Source organism: Thioclava sp. FR2 (assembly GCF_051200875.1).
Taxonomy (GTDB): Bacteria; Pseudomonadota; Alphaproteobacteria; order Rhodobacterales; family Rhodobacteraceae; genus Pseudotabrizicola.
In genome coordinates, this window is sequence record NZ_CP195191.1 from 3,024,801 (window position 1) to 3,043,974 (window position 19,174).

A 19,174-nucleotide genomic window follows, 5' to 3' on the forward strand; every position below is an offset into this window, starting at 1 on the left:
GGAAGCTCGATGAAAATCACAGCGGTCAAACCGTACGTCTTGCATCATCGTCTTGAGCAGGCGTTTGACAGCGCATTTTCCACGTTTGCTGATCGCTGGGCCTGCCTGGTCGAAGTTACATGTGACGATGGAACAGTAGGCTGGGGTGAATGCCTTGGTCCCGCCTTGCCCAATGCGGCCATTGTTGAGGCGATGGCGCAGTTGCTGATTGGCCGCAACCCGTTGGATATCGAACCCATTTGGACCCATGTCTACGGTCAGTTCCGTGACCAAGGGCAACGTGGTCTAACGATGACGGCGCAAAGTGGTATTGACATTGCGCTGTGGGATATTGCGGGCAAGCACTTTGGCGTGCCTGTTCATCGTTTGCTGGGCGGGGCGTTTCGCAACTCTGTTCCGGCTTATGCGACGGGCGGCTTTCGTCCGGTCGGGCGTGACCGGCTTCTAGCGCTTGAAGAAGAGATTTTGCGTTATCGCGAACAAGGCTTTTCGGGCGTCAAGATCAAGATTGGCTATGGGCTGAAAGAAGACGTTCGCGCTATCGAACTGACTAGAAAGCTTCTTGGCCCCTCCGTAGCTCTGATGATTGATGCCAATCACGGCTATGACGCGATTGAGGCCGTTCAACTTGGTCGCGCCGTTGCTGATCTTGGTATCGACTGGTTTGAAGAACCGGTCGTGCCCGAGCAGCTTGAGGCCTATCGCGAGGTGCGGCAGCGCCAACCTATCCCAGTTGCCGGAGGCGAAACCTGGCATGGTCGGTCTGGGCATATGGCCGCGTTGTCAGCGCGTGCTGTTGATGTTCTGCAACCTGACGTCTGCGGCTGCGGTGGCATCACTGAGATCCGCAAGATCGCCGCAATGGCCGAGGCCGCGGGAATACGCCTGATACCCCACGTTTGGGGCACAGGGATCGCCGTTGCTGCGGCGCTTCAAATACTGGCAGTTCTACCGCCTGTCCCGAAGCGTCATGCCCCAAGTGACCCTTGGCTAGAATTCGACCAGACCGAAAATCCCTTCAGAATGGCCGTTCTTACCAAACCAATTCAGCACCAGCGCGGCCGTGTTGCGATCCCCGAAGGGCCCGGCTTGGGTGTCAAAGTAGATCGCCAAGCCTTGGCCAAGTGGGCGCTCAGCCGCGACCGATAAAGGGCATCGTCGTGGCCATGACCGTCATGAACTGGACGTTGGTTTCCAGTGGCAAGTTCGCCATATGAAGAACGGACGATGCCACATGTTTTACATCCATCGTGGCCTCGGCACGAATTGATCCATCGGCCTGTGGAACACCTTTAGTCATGGCGACAGCCATTTCAGTGAGAGCGTTGCCGATATCAATTTGACCGCAGGCAATGTTGAAACGTCGCCCGTCAAGGCTGAGCGTTCTGGTAAGGCCGGTAACGGCGTGTTTTGACATTGTATAGGGAACAGAGCCGGGACGTGGCACATGTGCCGAGATTGACCCGTTGTTGATGATACGTCCACCCAGGGGATCCTGGCGGCGCATTTGACCAAAGGCAGCCCGCGCACAAAGGAACATGCCGGTGATGTTCGTATTGGCCACATTCAACCAGTCTTCAACTTTGATCTCGTCGATCATCGTCGATGGCAGGCTGACGCCAGCGTTATTGAAAAGTGCATCCAGTCTTCCCCATTCCGAGGCAACTCTTTGCACACCTTCGTCGACGGCTGCGGCATCGGTGACGTCAAAAGTAAGGACCATGGCATTCGCATGACCCTGCGCTGCTTCGGCCAATTGTTCGGCGCGGCGACCAACAAGGGCGACTTTCCAGCCGTTCTCAAGGAAGTGGCGCGCGGTCGTACGGCCGATCCCGCTGCTGGCGCCGGTGATCATGATCGTTTTCATCGTTTCCATCCTCAATGATTGTCACGCGGCAAATCGCGCCCGACCTTGTGATACGCGGTCGCTAGTTCAAGGCAACCTCCATCAGAAAGTTGACCGACATGTTTGCGATAGATCTCTTGCCACGGTGTTTGGTGGTGCAATTCCGGGGCGGTCCAACCGGCTTTTCTTGCTTCCCATTCGGCATCGTCAACCAGTGCGTCAAGGCGAGAGTTGTTCAAGTCCATTCGTACGATGTCGCCAGTTCGGAGAAAGGCAAGGCCTCCGCCGACCACGGCTTCAGGAGACGCGTTCAGGACAGATGGACTTTCAGAGGTGCCGGATTGGCGACCGTCCCCAACGGTAGGTAGGTGGTTGATCCCAGCCCGGATCATGGCATCCGGTGGCTGCATATTCACGACCTCGGCAGAGCCGGGATAGCCTACACAGCCTACCCCTCGAATGAATAGGATCGTGCGTTCGTCAATTCCCAAAGCAGGGTCATTGATCCGGTCGTGATAATCTTCCGGTCCTTCAAAGACGACGGCTCGCGCTTCGAATACCCCTTCTTTTCCGGGCTCAGACAGAAATCGCTTTCTGAAGTCGCTTGAGATGACGCTGGTCTTCATCAACGCGCTGTCAAATAGGTTGCCAGAGAGCACGAGGAACCCGGCATTCTTTCGCAGTGGATCATGATAAGGGCGGATTACATTTTGATCGGTGCTGTCCAACCCAACGAGGTTTTCGGCCATCGTCTTGCCGGTCGCTGTCAACGCACCCGACCTGATGCGTCCCGCTTTGGCAAGCTCGGCCATCACCGCAGGTACGCCACCGGCGCGGAAGAAGCTTTCGCCTAGGAATTCCCCGGCTGGTTGCATATTGACCAAAAGCGGGACATCAAAACCAATTTTTTGCCAGTCGGTGACATCTAGTTCGATACCCGCATGCCTTGCGATTGCCTGAAGATGAGGTGGGGCGTTGGTTGATCCGCCGATGGCCGCAGCCACGACAATCGCGTTTTCAAAGGACTCTCTCGACAAAATGTCCGAGGGTTTCAGGTCTTCGTGCACCATGGTGACGATCCGACGGCCTGTTTCATAGGCCATCGCCATGCGTTCGCGGAACGGAGCAGGGATGGCAGAGTTTCCGGTCAGCGTCATGCCAAGCGCTTCGGCCATCGCATTCATGGTGCTTGCGGTGCCCATCGTGTTGCAGTGGCCAAGGCTTGGGGCACTTGCGCAGACACGAGACATGAACTCGTCATAATCAATCGCGCCTTCCGCCAGAAGACGGCGGCTTTCCCAAATGATTGTGCCTGATCCGGCCCGCTTACCTTTCCACCATCCGTCCAGCATAGGTCCGCCATTAAGGGCGATGGCGGGAATATCAACGGTTGCAGCCCCCATCAGCATGGCGGGAGTTGTCTTGTCACAGCCCGTGGTCAAGACCACTCCGTCGATCGGGTAGCCGTGCAGAACCTCGACAAGCCCGAGATAGGCCAGATTGCGATCAAGGGCAGCGGTAGGTCGCTTTGCGTTTTCAAAGATTGGATGTACCGGAAATTCCATTGGAATGCCGCCTGCATCTCTGATCCCGGCCTTGATCCGATCCATCAGGAAGATGTGAATCTTGTTGCAGGGGGCAAGGTCGCTGCCCGTTTGCGCGATGCCGATAATCGGTCTGTCGCCCTGAAGTTCAGCGCGCGTATACTGCTGGTTCAAATAGCGTTCGATATAAAGCGCTGTCATTCCGGGGTTGTTCGGGTTGTCGAACCATTCTTGTGACCGGAATTTCTTGTTTGCCTTAGTGTCAGACACGTTATCTCCCCCGTCACACGCCGGCACACCGATAGCTTGTCCAAGCCCCGCGCCGATCTTTCTTGACCTCTGCCTAGATTTCCAATTTGGTATACCAAATGCAAGCGCATTATGGAGGGTGTTCTTTTGCTGGCTCCGGGCCAGACTTGAGAACTGGAAGGATATGCTGCGCCGTTCTTTGCTGACCGAACTTTCAATTATGGTTGTCGCCATTGGCACCTTCGCTGGTGCGGGCGGCCTTCATGCTGATACGACTTCACTTCAGGCTTCCCTCGATCAGGCCGAAATGTGCCTGACCGAAGCTATTGAGGCCTCTGCAAACCCGGCAGAGTGTCTGATGAAGATCCATTCGCCGTGTCTTGCTTATTCACAAGCGGCAGCTCCGCAAGCGAGCTTGTGTTATGTTGAGATGCGAAAGGGATGGGACGCCAAGATCAAGGCTATGCTTGAAGCCGCGTCCGCGTCGGAAGATGCCCGGCTTGCTGCAAGTTTTCGCATAGAGAGCAAGTACGAGCTCTTGGCGAATCTGCTGAATTGCGACCGCCTGGATGAGTTGGCAGAACTTTACAAGCAACCTGAAACCGAACGTATTCTCCAAAAGACGCGATGCGAGGCAACCGCTTCGGCAGTGACCTTCATAAAACTTTTCGTTGGGGCGGAGGCGGAAAAATGAAGGCGAAAGCCGCCTTCTGGCAAGGCTTCGTTGCTTGCTCTCCGTTCATCCTGATCACCGTACCCTATTCGATGATGTTCGGTGTGTTCGCACGGGATGCCGGGCTTGATGTTCTTCGAACAATGACAATGTCGGTGATTGTTATTGCCGGAGCTTCCCAATTCGCCGCACTGACCTTGTTGAAACAGGATGCACCGGTTTTCGTGGCTTTGTTGACGGCCTTGGTCGTCAACATGCGGATGGCGATCTACTCGGCAGCACTGGTGCCGCATCTGGGGCAGGCCCGGTTTCGAACCCGGGCCATATTGGCATATTTTATGGTGGATCAGGCTTTTGCAGTTGCGCTCAAGCGATATGATGAGCCCCCCGAAATGAGCCTTTCAGAGAAGCTTGCCTATTATTTTGGGGCAATGTTGCTGATCTGTCCTTTTTGGTACGGGGGTACGTTGGCGGGTGCAATGATGGGACAGGCAATTCCGCCGGAGTTTTCCTTGGATTTTGCCGTACCGGTCTGTTTTATCGCCCTCGTCGCTCCGACCCTAAGAAGCCTTCCGCACATTGTTGCCGCGACGGCCTCCGTTCTTGCGATGCTCGTTTTTCATGATCTGCCTTGGAGCTTGGGCCTGCTGGTGGCTGCTCTGCTTGCCATGTCAGCCGGAGCGCAGACAGAGTTTTATCTGGATAGAAGGAAACCCTCGGGAGGCCCGTCATGATCGAAGATCAGGCCTTTTGGACTCTGACCGTTCTCTTGGGGATCGGGACTTATCTTATTCGCTTTTCATTTCTGGGAGCCATGGGCGGTAGACGTCTGCACCCATGGGTGATGGCCCATTTGCGTTATGTCGGCGCTGCAATCTTTCCGGCGATGATCACACCTTTGGTTTTATGGCCTGCCGCGACAGACGGGGCGTTGGATGCCGCGCGGCTTTTGGCTGCTGCAACGGCGTTTTACGTCGGTATGCGTTATTCGGTCATGGGTGCAATCATTGCTGGCATGGGCAGCCTTTATGTCTTTCAGGCAGTCGGGCTGTAACGGCATGACCACGAAAAGAAATCAACCTTGGTCCTCAGACAGGTAGGCACAGCATGAAGATCACCGCTTTGGAAACAGTTAGGCTTGCCGAGCGGCCGAATATCCTTTGGCTTTTGGTTCACACGGATGCAGGGCTTACCGGACTTGGTGAAACCTTCTACGGTGCCCGGACGGTCGAGGCACATGTCCACGAAACCCTGGCACCTTTGATGATCGGCCAAGACCCGATGCGGATTGAGTATCTTTCAGCCCGTGCCGAAGGGTATCTGGGGTGGCGGTCGTCTGGCGCTGAAACACGTGGCAACTCGGCCTTTGACATCGCCTTGTGGGATCTGGCCGGAAAGGCAACTGGTCAGCCGATTGCGCAACTTTTGGGTGGCTTCACGCGTGATCGGATCCGCACATACAACACCTGTGCCGGGACGGATTACGTAAAGGACGACACAGGCCAGCAGACAGGAAATTATGGCTTGGGCATAGGCGGAAATTACGATGACCTGAACGGGTTTCTGCATCGTGCCGACGAGCTGGCGATTTCGCTGCTGGACGAAGGCATTACCGCAATGAAGATCTGGCCCTTCGACATGGCGGCAGAGAAAACCCAAGGGCGCGACATCTCTGCCGAAGATCTTCGAAAGGCCCTCGTCCCATTTGATAAGATCAGAACTGCTGTCGGCGACAAGATGGACATCATGGTTGAATTTCATTCGATGTGGCAACTTTTGCCCGCGATGAAAATCGCCCGCGCCCTGACGCCATATGCAACCTACTGGCATGAAGACCCAATCAGGCTCGATAGTCTGGAGCTATTGAAGCGTTATGCTGCCGTTTCTCCAGCGCCCATTTCGGCCTCTGAAACGCTCGGGGGAATTGGCGCGTTTCGCGATTTGATCGCAACTGGCGCCGCCGGTGTCGTGATGCTTGATCTGAGTTGGTGCGGAGGCTTGACCACTGCGCGAAAAGTGGCGGCTCTTGCCGAGGCAGAAAAACTTCCGATCGCGCCGCACGATTGTACGGGGCCAGTGGTTCTGGTGGCGTCAACACACCTGTCTTTGGCTGCGCCGAACGCTGTGATCCAGGAAAGCGTCCGGGCTTTCTACCGGACATGGTATCGTGATCTTGTGACAGCTTTGCCGACTGTCGAAGCAGGGATGATTACGGTTCCGCCCGGCCCAGGGCTTGGAATGGAACTCGCACCGGATCTCGACAAACGGTTCACCGTTTCACGCCAAATCACCAACGCACAAGATTTGTAACAGGCCAAGAAAGACGAAAGGGATGCTGATGCTTCCGCATGAAAACCTCGACAGCAACGCATTGCTTGTGGGCCGTGTTTGGCGCCCAGACATTGGTCCAGCCCTAGTCCTGCTTCGTGGTGATCGTGTGATCGACATTACGTCGGCCACAACGCCGACAATGCGGGATCTTCTGGAGCGCAACGATCTGGTTGAGTTTCTAAGAAATGCCCAAGGCGAGGATATCGCCAGTCTGCAGGAACTTGCTGCAAGTTCTGTAGCTGATGCAGGTGAAGAGCAACTGCATCTGTTGGCGCCGCCGGACCTTCAGGCCGTCAAGGCGAGTGGGGTGACCTTTGCCGCCTCGATGGTGGAGCGGGTGATCGAGGAGAAGGCGGCTGGTGACGCTGATCGCGCCGAGGCTATTCGGGCCCGCGTCCGCGAAGTTATTGGTGATAGCCTATCCGGTATCGTTCCCGGCTCTGCCGAGGCAATGAAAGTCAAAGACGTTCTGATCGCCGAAGGTATGTGGTCCCAGTATTTGGAAGTCGGGATTGGCCCGGATGCCGAGGTTTTCACGAAGGCACAACCTATGGCTTCAGTGGGTTGGGGCGCGCGTGTCGGCCTCCATCCGATCTCGACTTGGAACAATCCGGAACCTGAGATCGTTCTCGCTATTAACAGTCGTGGCGATATCGTTGGGGCGACATTGGGCAACGACGTAAACCTGCGCGATGTCGAAGGTCGTTCTGCGCTGCTTTTGGGCAAGGCAAAAGATAACAACGCATCTTCTGCGATTGGCCCGTTCCTGCGTGTCTTTGATGATAACTTTTCCTTGGACAGCATTCGCAATGCCGAGTTGTCGATGCGCGTGACTGGCGAAGACGGATTTATGCTGGATGGGCGTTCGTCCATGTCAAAAATCAGCCGCGACCCAGCTTCGATCGTTCGCCAGACCATCGGCGCACATCATCAATATCCGGACGGTTTCTTCTTGTTCCTTGGAACGATGTTCGCCCCGGTCAAGGATCGCGATGCGCCTGGTCAAGGGTTTACCCACCATCGTGGAGACATCGTCGAGATCTGGGAAAGAAATCTAGGGATTTTGGTCAACACTGTGGGTCTATCCACCGAGTGTCGACCGTGGAACTTTGGCGTCGGAGCTCTGATGCACAACCTCGCGCGTCGCGGTTTGCTTTGAAGGGGCTGCTATGACCAATATCCTGATCCTTGGTGGCGGCGGAGTAATCGGACAAAAACTGGCAAGGGCGCTGGTCAAACGAGGCCATCTGCGGGGAAGAGATATTAACTCAATAACGTTGGCCGACGTGGTCTCACCAGCCGGCTTTCCCGAAGGTAGCAAGGTCCAATCTTTAACCTGCGACATGTCAGATCCTTCCCAGGTCAGCCAACTAATCAACCCGGAGACGGATGTCATTTTCCTGCTTGCGGCCATCGTATCTGGAACGGCTGAGAAGGATTTTGACCTTGGTATTCAAGTAAACCTAACAGGAGTGCTAAACGTCCTTGCGGCTGCTCGCGCGACCGAGCGCTGTCCGGTTGTTATCTATACTTCTTCGATGGCGGTTTATGGCGGCGATGTGCCAGACCCGATCACGGATTTAACTTACCTCAACCCGCAAACGTCCTATGGAATGCAGAAAGCCGTCGGCGAACTGCTGTTGACTGATTTTTCCCGCAAAGGCTTTGTTGACGGTCGTGGCTTTCGTTTGCCGACAATATCGGTACGGCCGGGTCAGCCGAATGGTGCCGCATCAAGTTTCATGTCGTCGATTATTCGCGAACCCCTGAACGGGCAGGAGGCGATCTGCCCGGTCGGCCGTGACTTTCTACATTACTATTTGTCGCCGAAGCGTTGCGTTGAGAACCTTATCCGAGGCGCCGAATTGAACGCGGCAGAGCTAGGGTTAGACCGCACCCTGATCATGCCCGGCCGTATGTGGTCTATCGGTCAGATGATTGACGCGATGACGGCAGTTTGCGGGCCGGAACCCGCAAAGCTGATCAAGTGGGAAAGCCAGCCTGACGTCGAGCGAATTGTCAAAGGATGGCGCTTTGACCTGCGCCCCGACCGTGGATTGGCACTGGGGTTCCAGCCAGACGCCAGCTTTGAAGACAATGTCCGCTACTATGTTAGTGAGGATCTAGAAGCGAGTTGATCCTTCAATTCACCGGTGTTTCAAGTGCATTGCCTGCAAGAAAAGCAGTGATATTCCGGCGCTGCAAGGCCGCCATCGCAGCACGGGTTTCTACGGTTCCCGATCCCTGATGCGGTTGAATCACGACATTTGGAAGCGCGTAGAAGCGTGGGTCAATTTTGGGTTCATTGCGGAATACGTCCAGTCCTGCACCAGCGATCCGTCCCGTTTCCAACGCTTGAAGCAGCGCTTCCTCATCGACCGTCGTTCCGCGAGAAATGTTGACCACAACGCCTCTGGGTCCCAGCGCATCAATCACTTCGCGTGATACGAAGTTCTCGGTTTCCTTGCCGCCGACAAGGGCAATGACCAAATAATCGACTGCATGTGCGAGGGACACTGGATCGGCATGCCATTCCCAACCGGGGGTCTCTTTTTCTTGCCGAGAATAGTAGTGAATATTCATTTTGAAGGCGGCCAGACGATTGGCGATTTCGCGCCCGATCCGCCCTAGCCCGACAATTCCGACAGTGCCGCCACTGACTTTGCGGTTAAGCCGATATTCTCCGGTATTTGCCCATTGGCCCGAATGCGCCCAAGCACTAGCCTGCAGCATTTCGCGGCCCTGCATCAACATCATGGCCACGGCCAAATCAGCCACATCATCATTCAAGACGTCAGGTGTGTTTGTTACCTTGATGGCGCGTTTCGTTGCGGCGGAGACGTCGATGGCATCGTATCCCACACCGAAATTCGACACGACCCCGAGGTTCGGAAGCAAATCCATTTCAGCGGCGCCAAACGATTTACCTCCTTTGTAAGCCACTGCCCGGACCGCACCCCGTGCACTTTCATCAAGCTCTGAGAGACCTGCGGGCGTGGCCATGAATGTTGCCCCGAACTCCGCCCGCAGCGCTTCCTGCTCGGTTTCCGTAAAAGGGCCGATGGCAAGTGTCTGATACATTTCTTTGGGCATCCTTTTCTGGGAACTGATGTTTGGTATACCAGATTGACATTGTCGTCCCAGCCAGATGGTGTCAACCGCAGGAACGTTGCCTGATGTCAAACCTCAAAATGCCGGATTAGTCTACAGAAGGGCATTTGTGTTCCTGTGGCAGGGCTGTAAGGTGCGCCCGTCGAGCGGAAGAGGAGAAAGGCGTGCTGAACTACAGCCATGATTGGCGATTGGTTTTAGCGGCCTTTGCCATCGCCCTAATGGCCGGATTTACGGGGCTCTCGCTAACGCGCGGAGCGTCTAAGCTTGACATTTCACGGCGTAAATCTGTGGTTTCGATGGCTGCAGTTGCATTGGGCGGCGGCATCTGGTCGATGCATTTCGTGGCGATGCTGGGCCTTCAGTTGCCAATTTTCTACTTCTATGACGGTTTGACCACTTTGATTTCGGCCTTGGTCGCTATCCTTTTGACGGGTCTATCACTTTTGATCCTCCACTTTCGTCCGCGTTCTGGGACAAGCAAAGCTCTGGCCGGGGCCATCGTGGGAGTGGGCATTTCACTGATGCACTATATCGGGATGTCCGGGATGGAGCTCTGTCGTCCTGTCTACACACCAGCCGGTGTTTTCGGTGCTTTGGCGGCATCAATCGGCCTTTCCATTCTGGCTGTCCGTGTCGCCTATTCTGATCGTGGGCGGCGGAATATCGTGATTGGAACCGTTTGCTTTGGCACCGCAGTTGTCATGGTCCATTTCATCGCTATGGCCGGAACGGCTTTCGAGGCGAGCGGTGACCAAACCACAAGCGGACCTGCCTTGGACAATGAAACCTTGGCTTTGCTTGTGACCCTAGCGGCCTTCCTGATTTCATCCGCTTTCTTGCTTACGAGTGCCACCTTCGCGCCAAACGAGACGCCCGAAGTGGCGAAATCTAAGGATGGTGCCAAAGACCACCTCGTAAAGGACGAAGTGGTCCCCGCAAGGGATGCAAAATCTGTCATTCGGATACCCCACGAAAAAGAAGGCCGTGCCTACTTTGTGGATGCGTCATCTGTGGCAGCGCTTCGTGCAGAAGGGCATTACACCCTTCTCTATCGAGGGACGGAAAGCCTATTCTGCCCTTGGTCCATCAGCGAAGCAGAAGAGCGATTGGCAGGCGCAGGGTTCATCCGGGTGCATCGTAGTTTTCTGCTGAATCCAAGCCACGTAGCAAAGTTTGAACGCAACAAAGACACCGCCGAGTGCCAGTTGCTTGAGGACCCCAAGACACGCATTCCCGTCAGCCGAACGCGGCTTGCAGAGCTTCGCGAAGTGCTGGGGCTCTAGGCATTTCGCAGTTCGTGCAGCTTATTCGCAGTTCGTGCAAAGAACTGCTGCGCTCGTTTCCTGCCGCTCAACTTTGCGATTTGCACGCATAGGCTCCCATTCAAGTGCGCGGTTCTGACGCACCAAAGGGAGGAAAAAATGATACCATCGGCCTTCGAGTATCATCGGCCGGGCGACGTTTCGTCGGCGGTTGGCTTGTTGCAGAAATACGGAGATGAGGCGCGGGTCATAGCGGGGGGGCACAGTCTCATCCCCATGATGAAACTCCGCATGGCAGATATCGGCCATCTGGTTGATTTGCAGAATGTCGAAGAGCTGAAAGGGATCAGCGTTTCAGGAAACTCTGTCACGATCGGGGCAATGGTCACGCAGGCTGAATTGATCGCGCATGGCGGTTTGGCCAACGCAGTGCCCTTGCTGCGAGAGGCGGCACTTCAGATTGCCGATCCGCAAGTGCGATATGTGGGCACCGTCGGCGGCAATGTGGCGAACGGCGATCCGGGTAACGACATGCCAGGGTTGATGCAGTGCTTGAACGCGACCTTCACCCTTGTTGGCCCGGATGGGTCACGGGAAGTGGCCGCACGGGACTTCTACCAATCGGCCTATGTGACGGACCGAGCGGACGATGAGATCCTTACTCGTATCGCCTTTAACGCGGTCTCAGGCGGGTATGCCTATGAAAAGCAAAAGCGCAAAATTGGGGATTACGCCACGGCTGCCGCGGCAGTGCTTCTGACCAGGGCGGGTGAAAAGGTCGTCACAGCGTCGATCGCGATGACGAACCTTTCTGATACGCCCGTTTGGTCTGAGGCGTCAGGCGGTGCCCTTGTCGGAACAGATTGTGGGCACGATGCCGTTATGGCGGCAGTTGCAGCGATGTTGAATGACATCGACCCGCAACAAGACAACCGCGGCCCAATTGAATTCAAGCGCCATGTGGCTGGGGTGATCTTGGCCCGCGCGATTGCACGCGCCTGGGCGCGGGCCTGAGGGAGGACGAGATGGGAAAGAAGATGCAAATCAGCCTGACCGTGAACGGTGAGGCGCATGATATTCTGGCCGAACCCCGCGAACTGTTGATCCACACACTGCGTGAAAGATTGGGGATCACCGGCCCCCATATTGGTTGCGAAACCAGCCATTGTGGAGCCTGCACCGTGGATATGAACGGAAAGTCCGTCAAAGCTTGCACGGTGTTCGTGGCCCAAGCTGATGGTGCCAACATTACCACTATTGAGGGCTTGGGAAGCCCAGATGGGCTGCATGTGCTACAACAGATGTTCCGTGAACATCACGGCCTTCAGTGCGGCTATTGCACGCCCGGTATGATCACGCGTGCACATCGGCTGCTTCAGGAAAATCCGGATCCAACCGAAGAGGAGGTGCGCTTTGGCATGGCAGGGAATCTATGCCGCTGCACCGGGTATCAGAACATCGTCAAAGCCATTCTGGCTGCGGCCAGCGAAATGAAGGCGAAGGAGGCGGCAGAATGAACGACCTGACCCCCAGCCGCGAAGAGCGGATCGAAAAGCTAAAGGGCCTTGGCCACAGCCGCAAGCGTGTGGAAGATGTGCGCTTTACGCAAGGCAAGGGCAACTATGTAGATGACATCAAACTGCCCGGCATGCTTTTTGGCGACTTTGTCCGCAGCCCCTATGCACATGCTCGCGTGAAATCGATCAATGCCGATGCGGCCAAGGCCATTCCCGGCGTGCTCGCGGTGTTGACGGCGGCCGATCTGGCGCCCCTGAACCTGCACTGGATGCCAACACTTGCAGGCGACAAGCAGATGGTCTTGGCAGATGGAAAGGTTCTGTTCCAAGGACAGGAAGTTGCTTTTGTGGTGGCGACCGACCGGTATATCGCCGCCGATGCCATCGAACTTGTCGAAGTGGAGTACGAAGAACTCCCCGTGATCACGGACCCGTTCAAAGCTATGGAACCCGACGCCGCAGTGCTTAGGGAAGACTTGGCCGGGCAAACTTCAGGTGCGCATGGCGCACGCCGCCATCACAATCACATCTTTTTGTGGGAAACGGGCGACAAGGAAGCCACCGAAGAAGCCATTGACGCGTCCGAAGTCGTGGCCGAGGAGATGGTTTATTATCACCGGACGCATCCATGCCCCTTGGAAACCTGCGGAACCGTGGCCAGCATGGACAAGGTCAACGGCAAGCTGACCGTATGGGGCACTTTCCAAGCCCCGCATGTGGTGCGCACTGTTGCCAGCCTTCTTTCTGGAATTGAAGAACACAACATCCGCGTGATTAGCCCTGATATCGGCGGCGGCTTTGGCAACAAGGTTGGCGTTTATCCGGGTTATGTCTGCGCCATTGTCGCCTCGATTGTGACTGGCAAGCCAGTAAAGTGGATCGAGGATCGGATGGACAATCTGATGGCCACCGCCTTCGCCCGCGACTACTGGATGAAGGGCCGAATCTCAGCCACCAAGGAAGGCAAGATCACAGGCCTGCACTGCCATGTGACTGCCGATCACGGTGCCTTTGATGCCTGTGCTGACCCCACCAAATTTCCCGCTGGCTTCTTCCACATTTGCACCGGTTCCTACGACATTCCGGTTGCCTATGTCGGTGTTGACGGGGTCTATACCAACAAGGCTCCGGGGGGTGTGGCCTATCGCTGTTCGTTCCGCGTGACAGAAGCGGCCTACTTCATCGAACGGATGATTGAGGTTCTGGCGATTGAACTGGGGATGGATGCGGCTGAACTGCGCGCCAAGAACTTTATCCGCAAGGACCAGTTCCCTTATCAGTCAGCGCTGGGCTGGGAATACGACTCAGGGGACTATCACACGGCATGGGAAAAGGCACTGGATGCTGTGAATTACAAAGCCCTGCGCGCCGAGCAGGCGCAGCGGATCGAGGATTTCAAGGCGGGTAAGACGCGCAAACTGCTTGGCATTGGGCTGACGCACTTCACAGAAATCGTCGGTGCCGGCCCAGTGAAGAACTGCGATATCCTTGGGATGGGAATGTTCGACAGCTGCGAAATTCGCGTTCACCCCACTGGGTCAGCCATCGCGCGGCTCGGCACGATCAGCCAAGGTCAGGCCCATGCCACGACCTTTGCCCAGATCATTGCCAGCGAGATCGGTCTTTCCGCCGACAGTATCACGGTCGAAGAAGGCGATACCGACACGGCACCCTATGGACTTGGTACCTATGGGTCGCGGTCAACGCCGGTTGCGGGTGCGGCGACAGCACTTTGCGGCCGGAAGATCCGCGCCAAGGCACAGATGATCGCGGCCTATTTGCTAGAAGTTCATGACGGCGATCTGGAATGGGACGTTGACCGGTTTGTCGTCAAAGGCGCACCTGAACGGTTCAAGACCATGAAGGAAATCGCCTATGCAGCCTATAATCAGGCCATTCCAGGGTTAGAACCGGGATTAGAGGCGGTCAGCTATTACGACCCGCCAAACATGACCTATCCCTTTGGTGCCTATATCGCCGTCATGGAGATTGACGTTGATACGGGCGAGCATGAGGTGCGCCAGTTCTATGCGCTCGACGATTGCGGCACCCGGATCAATCCGATGGTCATCGAAGGCCAAGTCCATGGCGGCGCGACAGAGGGCTATGCCATCGCGATGGGGCAGGAAATTGCCTATGACGAGATCGGAAACGTCAAGACTGGCACGCTGATGGACTTCTTCCTGCCAACTGCATGGGAGACGCCACATTACACGACCGATCACACAGAAACGCCCTCACCGCATCATCCGATCGGCGCAAAAGGGGTTGGCGAAAGCCCGAATGTCGGATCGGTTCCAGCGTTTTCAAATGCGGTGCACGACGCCTTCCGGGCCTTTGGTCTACGGCAGAGCCATATGCCCCATGACCACTGGCGCATCTGGAAGATTGCCCGTGATCTGGGATTGCATGGCTAAGGGAAAGGAATGGGGCGGCTGGCTACGGTCGCCCCGTCGTAACAATGACAAATGTAACCGAAATAGAGACTGGGCTTAGCGCCCAAGGCTATGTCGCATCACCTGATTTGGCGATGGCGCTGCACCTGTCGCTGGCCCTTGGCCGACCGCTTCTGCTGGAAGGTGCGGCAGGCGTCGGCAAAACCGAAGTGGCCCGCGCGCTCGCTGAATGGAAGGGTTGCGAGTTGATCCGGTTGCAATGCTACGACGGGCTTGATGCCGCGCAGGCCATCTACGAATGGAACTACCCCCGGCAACTTCTGGCCATTCGCGCCCATGCGGAATCCGGTGAGACTGGCAGTGCTGTCGAGGCTCGGCTTTTCTCGGAAGATTATCTGCTGGAACGTCCTCTCTTGCGCGCCATACGCCAATCGGTGGCGCCAGTTTTGCTGATTGATGAAATCGACCGCGCTGATGAGGAATTCGAGGCCTATCTGCTCGAGGTCTTGTCAGATTTTCAGATCTCAATTCCAGAGTTGGGTACGGTCAAGGCCGTGACCCGACCCATGGTGGTGCTGACCGCAAACGGGACGCGCGACCTGTCAGATGCGTTGCGGCGGCGCTGCCTTTACGCCCATGTCGATTATCCAGACCGTCAGACCGAACTTCGGATCCTTAAGGCGCGTTGCCCGGAAATAGCGGATACTTTGGCCGTTCAAATCATTTCCTTTGTGCAGTCACTGCGCAAAGAGGAGCTGGAGAAAAAGCCCGGCATTGCAGAAATGCTGGATTTCGCAGCTGCCTTGGCGGGTTTGGGCGTGGGTGACTTATCGGATGATCCCGCGATTTTACAGGCGGCTTTGGCCACTCTGCTTAAGACTCAGGCAGATCGTGGGAATATCACAACCGAAATCGCGCAGCGTCTGGCGGGGAAAGCCGCATGAGAGGAGCCGTCACAAGATTTGCCGCGCGAGACGAAGGCTGCACGGCTAGGGTCGTTGGTTTCATGGCGCATCTGCGGGAAAACGGATTTCGGCTAGGAGTAGCCGAAACGGAAACGGCCCTCTGCGCTTTGTCTGCGATAGATGTGGATGAAGGCTCAGTGCGGCGGGCACTAAAGGCCGTGGCTTGCGGGTCTGTCGAAGATTGGACGCGGTTCGATGCGGTTTTCGATAGTTATTGGCGAAACGGAGGCAGGGTTCGAACCAAGGCTGTTCCATCAGGAAACTCGTCTAATACAGGGAATACCCGAACAGCGAACGGGCAAAGCAGTAACGGGGGCGGCAAAGCCGATGCGCCTGAAGCTCGCAGGGAGGGTGATTGCGAAAGCGGTGGGGAAGGGCGTTTGATCGCTTCGACAGTACGGAACCTGATGAAAAAGGACCTGCGCGAAGTCGTTAGTGCGGAAGACATTCAGGAGGCAGAGCGTGTCGCCTATCGTTTGGGGGCTGCGCTGCGTGACCGTCGTTCCCGGAGAAAGGTAGCGTCGCGTCATCGAGGTCAGGTAGATCTGCGGCGGACGATCCGTGCTTCGCTTGCGACAGGCGGAGAGCCAATACGCCTTGCCTTTCGCAAGCGCCCGGACCGCCCGGTTCGGATCGCGGCCTTGGTTGATGTCTCAGGTTCGATGACGCTTTACGCTCGGCCGTTCTTGGCTTTTCTGGCGGGATTGATGCGCTCTGACCCTTTGGGCGACGCGTATCTTTTCCACACCCGCCTTGTCCGGGTGACCGAAGCGTTGCGTGACGATGACCCGTTTCGCGCTTTGAACCGGATCACCTTGCTGGCCGACGGATTTGGCGGCGGCAGCAGGATTGGCGCCGCGCTGACGCAATTTTCAAAGACCTACGCGCGTCGCTTCGTGAGCGGGCGGTCGGTTGTGATCATTTTGTCTGACGGTTATGACTCTGCCCCCTCGGATGCTTTGGCTGCAGCCATGCAGAAACTCTCGAAACGGGGCTGCCGAATCATTTGGCTAAACCCTTTGAAGGGTTGGCGAGGGTATGAACCAGTTGCCGCCGGAATGGCAGCTGCCATGCCCTATCTTGATCTTTTTGCCCCTGCGGCAACGCTGGATGATCTCCTTTCCCTTGAAACGGAGCTTGCAAGATTATGACCTTGATGGCCGTCGAAAAGTTTGAAGCCACTCTGTCCGATTTGCGGGCCAAAGGCGCAACTTTTGCAGTGGCGACGGTTGTCCGCACTGTGGATGCAACCAGTGCGAAACCGGGTGCGAAGGCGATTGTCCTTCCAGATGGTACGATCGTCGAGGGTTGGATCGGCGGTGGTTGTGCCCGCGCCGCGGTTGGCTGCGCCGGAGCAACCGCAATTGCGCGCCGCGAGCCGCAATTCATTTCTCTACGCCCTGAAGAACTGCTTGCTGCCGAAGGGGTGGCACCCGGTGACGAGAGACATGGTGTTCGGTTTGCGAAAAATGGTTGCCCTTCAAAGGGGTCGATGGACATCTTTATCGAGCCGGTTCTGCCAAGGCCCCATCTGGTGATTTTCGGGTCAGGCCCCGTAGCCTTGGCACTGGCAGACCTGGGGGGGCGCTTCGATTACTTTCGCACGCTTGCGGCCCCAGGCCTTGTAGAAGGGCCTGCCGACCGGGTCCAAGATGGCTATGCGATCGAAGCGCTGCCTGCCGGTCAAAGGTTTATCGTCGTCGCCACTCAGGGAAAGGGTGACGAAGCCGGGTTGCGTGCTGCATTGTCGTCCGGGGCGGATCACATCGCCTTTGTCGGATCGCGAAGGAAGTTTCAGTCACTTGCAGAAAAACTGACAGCGACAGGAATTGGGCAAGCGGCTATTGGTCGTGTCAAGGCACCTGCCGGGCTGGATATTCATGCGATTGGCCCCGAGGAAATCGCCCTTTCAATCTTGGCCGAAATCACGCTTTTGCGCAGATCAGCAGGCCGCGAAGGCGATCAAGCCCCGGAAACAGAGAACTACAATCGCGCCGAGACCAAGATCACGGACGAAACCAAATCACCGCAAGGCTTTTGGCGACGACTATTCCCACCACTGACTTCAGAACAATCCGCCATCATGGCAAGCGTTAAACTTCCCTGCTGCTAAAGGAACTCTCATGGATCTTTCCGACGAATTGGTTATCCCCGCACCCCGTGACCGCGTGTATAACGCGTTGCAAGATCCCGAGATTTTGCGTCGTTGCATTCCCGGTTGTGAGGAACTGGTAAAGCACTCTGACACCGAGCTTGAAGCGAAGGTCGTCTTGAAAGTCGGCCCGGTCAAAGCGCGCTTTGCCGGCAAAGTATTGTTGAACCCAGAAAACCCACCTGAAAAGTTTTCATTGCAAGGTGAAGGCAGCGGCGGTGTAGCGGGCTTCGCAAAGGGTGGGGCCGAAGTGTTTCTGGAGGATCGGGGCAGCGAGACCCTTCTGCGCTATGACGCAAAAGCCGACATCGGTGGCAAGCTTGCACAACTGGGATCCCGATTGATCCAAGGGACGGCAAAGAAGCTTGCGGCTTCCTTCTTTGAAGAATTGCAGAAGGTGCTTAGCGAAGAAGCGGCCACATCCTGAGTTCCCGTGGCCCGCAAAAATGCGGGTTATTCAAATGATCGCTGATGCTAGTCGCCCTGCTTTGGGCGAATAGCGTCAGCGAGGTGCTCCGGCAGATCAAACTCCTTGATCGCTCTAAGCCGCGCTTGATCCGACATTTTGCGCGCTGTCTTGCGGACAATGTCAAGGTTTTCGTCCAAGCCGCGTCCTTCCGCGAACGGGGCGAAATACCAGCGAATGAAGACAAAACAGACGACATCTTCGAGGGTCTGAACTTCGCTGTCTCGCTTGATGCCTTCTTTTCGTAAGAGAACTCCGACACGCTCTTGATCAGCCGTTGGATAGCCAACGGAAGCCATGATCTCGGCAACGCGAACGGCATGTCTGCGTCCCTGTTCGCGCCGCCATGCAAAATAGCCTTCTTTTCCAGCGGGATAATCTGTGCGTGGCAAAAGCCAACGCTCGATATGCTGACCGCGTGCCGCAATTTGGAGAACTTCACTTGCGCTTGGCACAAGGCGCGAAAGTTCAATTGTCATGCGCTGACCATAAAGGAACGCGGCGGGAAGCCCGTTTTCTATGTTTGGATCTGCGCGGTTGGCTGCGTCAATCTTTTCAAAGGCATTTTGTAGCCTGTTCAAAACGTTCGTCCTTTTGAAGCAACCCCCAGCAAGCCCAGGAGGCGTCGGGTCATCTCGAAACGATCCCCATTCTGAGTT

Annotated in this window: 19 protein-coding genes; 15 read left to right on the forward strand and 4 right to left on the reverse strand. The window is 56.2% G+C overall.

What is annotated here, in order from left to right; translation table 11 throughout:
- Positions 1–9 precede the first annotated feature (9 nt).
- On the forward strand, positions 10–1,149 hold the full coding sequence (locus tag ACSBLW_RS14495; RefSeq protein WP_435257314.1) for a mandelate racemase/muconate lactonizing enzyme family protein: 1,140 nt from the start codon (positions 10–12) through the stop codon (positions 1,147–1,149).
- Here the strand turns inward: ACSBLW_RS14495 and ACSBLW_RS14500 are convergent.
- A complete protein-coding gene (locus ACSBLW_RS14500) occupies positions 1,133–1,867 on the reverse strand; it encodes an SDR family oxidoreductase (protein WP_435257315.1) in 735 nt (244 codons plus the stop codon). The two genes, ACSBLW_RS14495 and ACSBLW_RS14500, sit on opposite strands and share 17 nt — an antisense overlap.
- An 11-nt stretch (positions 1,868–1,878) precedes the next feature.
- Positions 1,879–3,660 (reverse strand): IlvD/Edd family dehydratase, encoded by a 1,782-nt coding sequence (locus ACSBLW_RS14505; RefSeq protein WP_435257316.1) that lies wholly within the window; start codon positions 3,658–3,660, stop codon positions 1,879–1,881.
- A 178-nt stretch (positions 3,661–3,838) separates the two neighbouring features.
- On the opposite strand from ACSBLW_RS14505, the gene ACSBLW_RS14510 reads away from it, so the two are divergent.
- The 6 genes from ACSBLW_RS14510 to denD are packed head-to-tail and all read left to right on the forward strand — an operon-like array spanning position 3,839 to position 8,781.
- Entirely contained in the window at positions 3,839–4,333 is a 495-nt protein-coding gene (locus ACSBLW_RS14510; protein ID WP_435257317.1) for a hypothetical protein, read from the forward strand.
- Positions 4,330–5,046: an AzlC family ABC transporter permease gene (locus ACSBLW_RS14515; RefSeq protein WP_435257318.1), complete on the forward strand. Its 717-nt coding sequence runs from the start codon at positions 4,330–4,332 to the stop codon at positions 5,044–5,046. The genes ACSBLW_RS14510 and ACSBLW_RS14515 overlap by 4 nt, the downstream gene beginning before the upstream one ends.
- Positions 5,043–5,366: an AzlD domain-containing protein gene (locus ACSBLW_RS14520; RefSeq protein WP_435257319.1), complete on the forward strand. Its 324-nt coding sequence runs from the start codon at positions 5,043–5,045 to the stop codon at positions 5,364–5,366. Before ACSBLW_RS14515 ends, ACSBLW_RS14520 begins: the two co-directional genes overlap by 4 nt.
- A 53-nt stretch (positions 5,367–5,419) precedes the next feature.
- Entirely contained in the window at positions 5,420–6,622 is a 1,203-nt protein-coding gene (locus tag ACSBLW_RS14525) for a mandelate racemase/muconate lactonizing enzyme family protein (protein ID WP_435257320.1), read from the forward strand.
- A 28-nt stretch (positions 6,623–6,650) separates the two neighbouring features.
- Positions 6,651–7,802, forward strand: coding sequence for a fumarylacetoacetate hydrolase family protein (locus tag ACSBLW_RS14530; protein WP_435257321.1), 1,152 nt, complete (start codon positions 6,651–6,653; stop codon positions 7,800–7,802).
- Positions 7,803–7,812: 10 nt separating this feature from the next.
- Positions 7,813–8,781, forward strand: a complete 969-nt coding sequence (denD, locus tag ACSBLW_RS14535; RefSeq protein ID WP_435257322.1) for a D-erythronate dehydrogenase — start codon at positions 7,813–7,815, stop codon at positions 8,779–8,781.
- Positions 8,782–8,785: 4 nt separating this feature from the next.
- Here the strand turns inward: denD and ACSBLW_RS14540 are convergent, their stop codons facing one another.
- On the reverse strand, positions 8,786–9,724 hold the full coding sequence (locus ACSBLW_RS14540; RefSeq protein ID WP_435257323.1) for a 2-hydroxyacid dehydrogenase: 939 nt from the start codon (positions 9,722–9,724) through the stop codon (positions 8,786–8,788).
- Between the two features lie 194 nt (positions 9,725–9,918).
- Here ACSBLW_RS14540 and ACSBLW_RS14545 point away from each other — a divergent pair, with 194 nt between their 5' ends.
- From ACSBLW_RS14545 to ACSBLW_RS14580, 8 genes are all read left to right on the forward strand, one after another.
- Positions 9,919–11,040 carry an MHYT domain-containing protein gene (locus ACSBLW_RS14545; protein ID WP_435257324.1) on the forward strand — a complete coding sequence of 374 codons (1,122 nt, stop codon included), beginning with the start codon at positions 9,919–9,921 and terminating at the stop codon, positions 11,038–11,040.
- A 138-nt stretch (positions 11,041–11,178) separates the two neighbouring features.
- Entirely contained in the window at positions 11,179–12,033 is an 855-nt protein-coding gene (locus tag ACSBLW_RS14550) for an FAD binding domain-containing protein (protein WP_435257325.1), read from the forward strand.
- Positions 12,034–12,044: 11 nt separating this feature from the next.
- Positions 12,045–12,536: a (2Fe-2S)-binding protein gene (locus tag ACSBLW_RS14555; protein WP_435257326.1), complete on the forward strand. Its 492-nt coding sequence runs from the start codon at positions 12,045–12,047 to the stop codon at positions 12,534–12,536.
- Entirely contained in the window at positions 12,533–14,953 is a 2,421-nt protein-coding gene (locus tag ACSBLW_RS14560; protein WP_435257327.1) for an aerobic carbon-monoxide dehydrogenase large subunit, read from the forward strand. Before ACSBLW_RS14555 ends, ACSBLW_RS14560 begins: the two co-directional genes overlap by 4 nt.
- 44 nt (positions 14,954–14,997) lie before the next feature.
- On the forward strand, positions 14,998–15,876 hold the full coding sequence (locus ACSBLW_RS14565) for an AAA family ATPase (protein WP_435257328.1): 879 nt from the start codon (positions 14,998–15,000) through the stop codon (positions 15,874–15,876).
- 428 nt (positions 15,877–16,304) lie between these two features.
- On the forward strand, positions 16,305–17,048 hold the full coding sequence (locus ACSBLW_RS14570; RefSeq protein WP_435257329.1) for a vWA domain-containing protein: 744 nt from the start codon (positions 16,305–16,307) through the stop codon (positions 17,046–17,048).
- A gap of 5 nt (positions 17,049–17,053) precedes the next feature.
- Positions 17,054–18,010 (forward strand): XdhC family protein, encoded by a 957-nt coding sequence (locus ACSBLW_RS14575; protein WP_435257330.1) that lies wholly within the window; start codon positions 17,054–17,056, stop codon positions 18,008–18,010.
- Positions 18,011–18,020: 10 nt separating this feature from the next.
- Entirely contained in the window at positions 18,021–18,476 is a 456-nt protein-coding gene (locus ACSBLW_RS14580) for a CoxG family protein (protein WP_435257331.1), read from the forward strand.
- Positions 18,477–18,523: 47 nt separating this feature from the next.
- Here ACSBLW_RS14580 and ACSBLW_RS14585 read toward each other — a convergent pair whose 3' ends face one another.
- Positions 18,524–19,096 carry a DUF4202 domain-containing protein gene (locus ACSBLW_RS14585; protein WP_435257332.1) on the reverse strand — a complete coding sequence of 191 codons (573 nt, stop codon included), beginning with the start codon at positions 19,094–19,096 and terminating at the stop codon, positions 18,524–18,526.
- Positions 19,097–19,174: the final 78 nt, after the last annotated feature.

What these genes read in the sequence shown, in the direction of transcription:
- ACSBLW_RS14495 (WP_435257314.1), top strand. Translation starts at nt 10, where the DNA reads ATGAAAATCACAGCGGTCAAACCGTACGTCTTGCATCATCGTCTTGAG.
- ACSBLW_RS14500 (WP_435257315.1), bottom strand. Translation starts at nt 1,867, where the DNA reads ATGAAAACGATCATGATCACCGGCGCCAGCAGCGGGATCGGCCGTACG.
- ACSBLW_RS14515 (WP_435257318.1), top strand. Translation starts at nt 4,330, where the DNA reads ATGAAGGCGAAAGCCGCCTTCTGGCAAGGCTTCGTTGCTTGCTCTCCG.
- ACSBLW_RS14550 (WP_435257325.1), top strand. Translation starts at nt 11,179, where the DNA reads ATGATACCATCGGCCTTCGAGTATCATCGGCCGGGCGACGTTTCGTCG.
- ACSBLW_RS14530 (WP_435257321.1), top strand. Translation starts at nt 6,651, where the DNA reads ATGCTTCCGCATGAAAACCTCGACAGCAACGCATTGCTTGTGGGCCGT.
- ACSBLW_RS14575 (WP_435257330.1), top strand. Translation starts at nt 17,054, where the DNA reads ATGGCCGTCGAAAAGTTTGAAGCCACTCTGTCCGATTTGCGGGCCAAA.
- ACSBLW_RS14560 (WP_435257327.1), top strand. Translation starts at nt 12,533, where the DNA reads ATGAACGACCTGACCCCCAGCCGCGAAGAGCGGATCGAAAAGCTAAAG.
- ACSBLW_RS14555 (WP_435257326.1), top strand. Translation starts at nt 12,045, where the DNA reads ATGGGAAAGAAGATGCAAATCAGCCTGACCGTGAACGGTGAGGCGCAT.
- ACSBLW_RS14525 (WP_435257320.1), top strand. Translation starts at nt 5,420, where the DNA reads ATGAAGATCACCGCTTTGGAAACAGTTAGGCTTGCCGAGCGGCCGAAT.
- ACSBLW_RS14520 (WP_435257319.1), top strand. Translation starts at nt 5,043, where the DNA reads ATGATCGAAGATCAGGCCTTTTGGACTCTGACCGTTCTCTTGGGGATC.
- ACSBLW_RS14570 (WP_435257329.1), top strand. Translation starts at nt 16,305, where the DNA reads ATGAAAAAGGACCTGCGCGAAGTCGTTAGTGCGGAAGACATTCAGGAG.
- ACSBLW_RS14540 (WP_435257323.1), bottom strand. Translation starts at nt 9,724, where the DNA reads ATGTATCAGACACTTGCCATCGGCCCTTTTACGGAAACCGAGCAGGAA.
- ACSBLW_RS14580 (WP_435257331.1), top strand. Translation starts at nt 18,021, where the DNA reads ATGGATCTTTCCGACGAATTGGTTATCCCCGCACCCCGTGACCGCGTG.
- denD (WP_435257322.1), top strand. Translation starts at nt 7,813, where the DNA reads ATGACCAATATCCTGATCCTTGGTGGCGGCGGAGTAATCGGACAAAAA.
- ACSBLW_RS14565 (WP_435257328.1), top strand. Translation starts at nt 14,998, where the DNA reads ATGACAAATGTAACCGAAATAGAGACTGGGCTTAGCGCCCAAGGCTAT.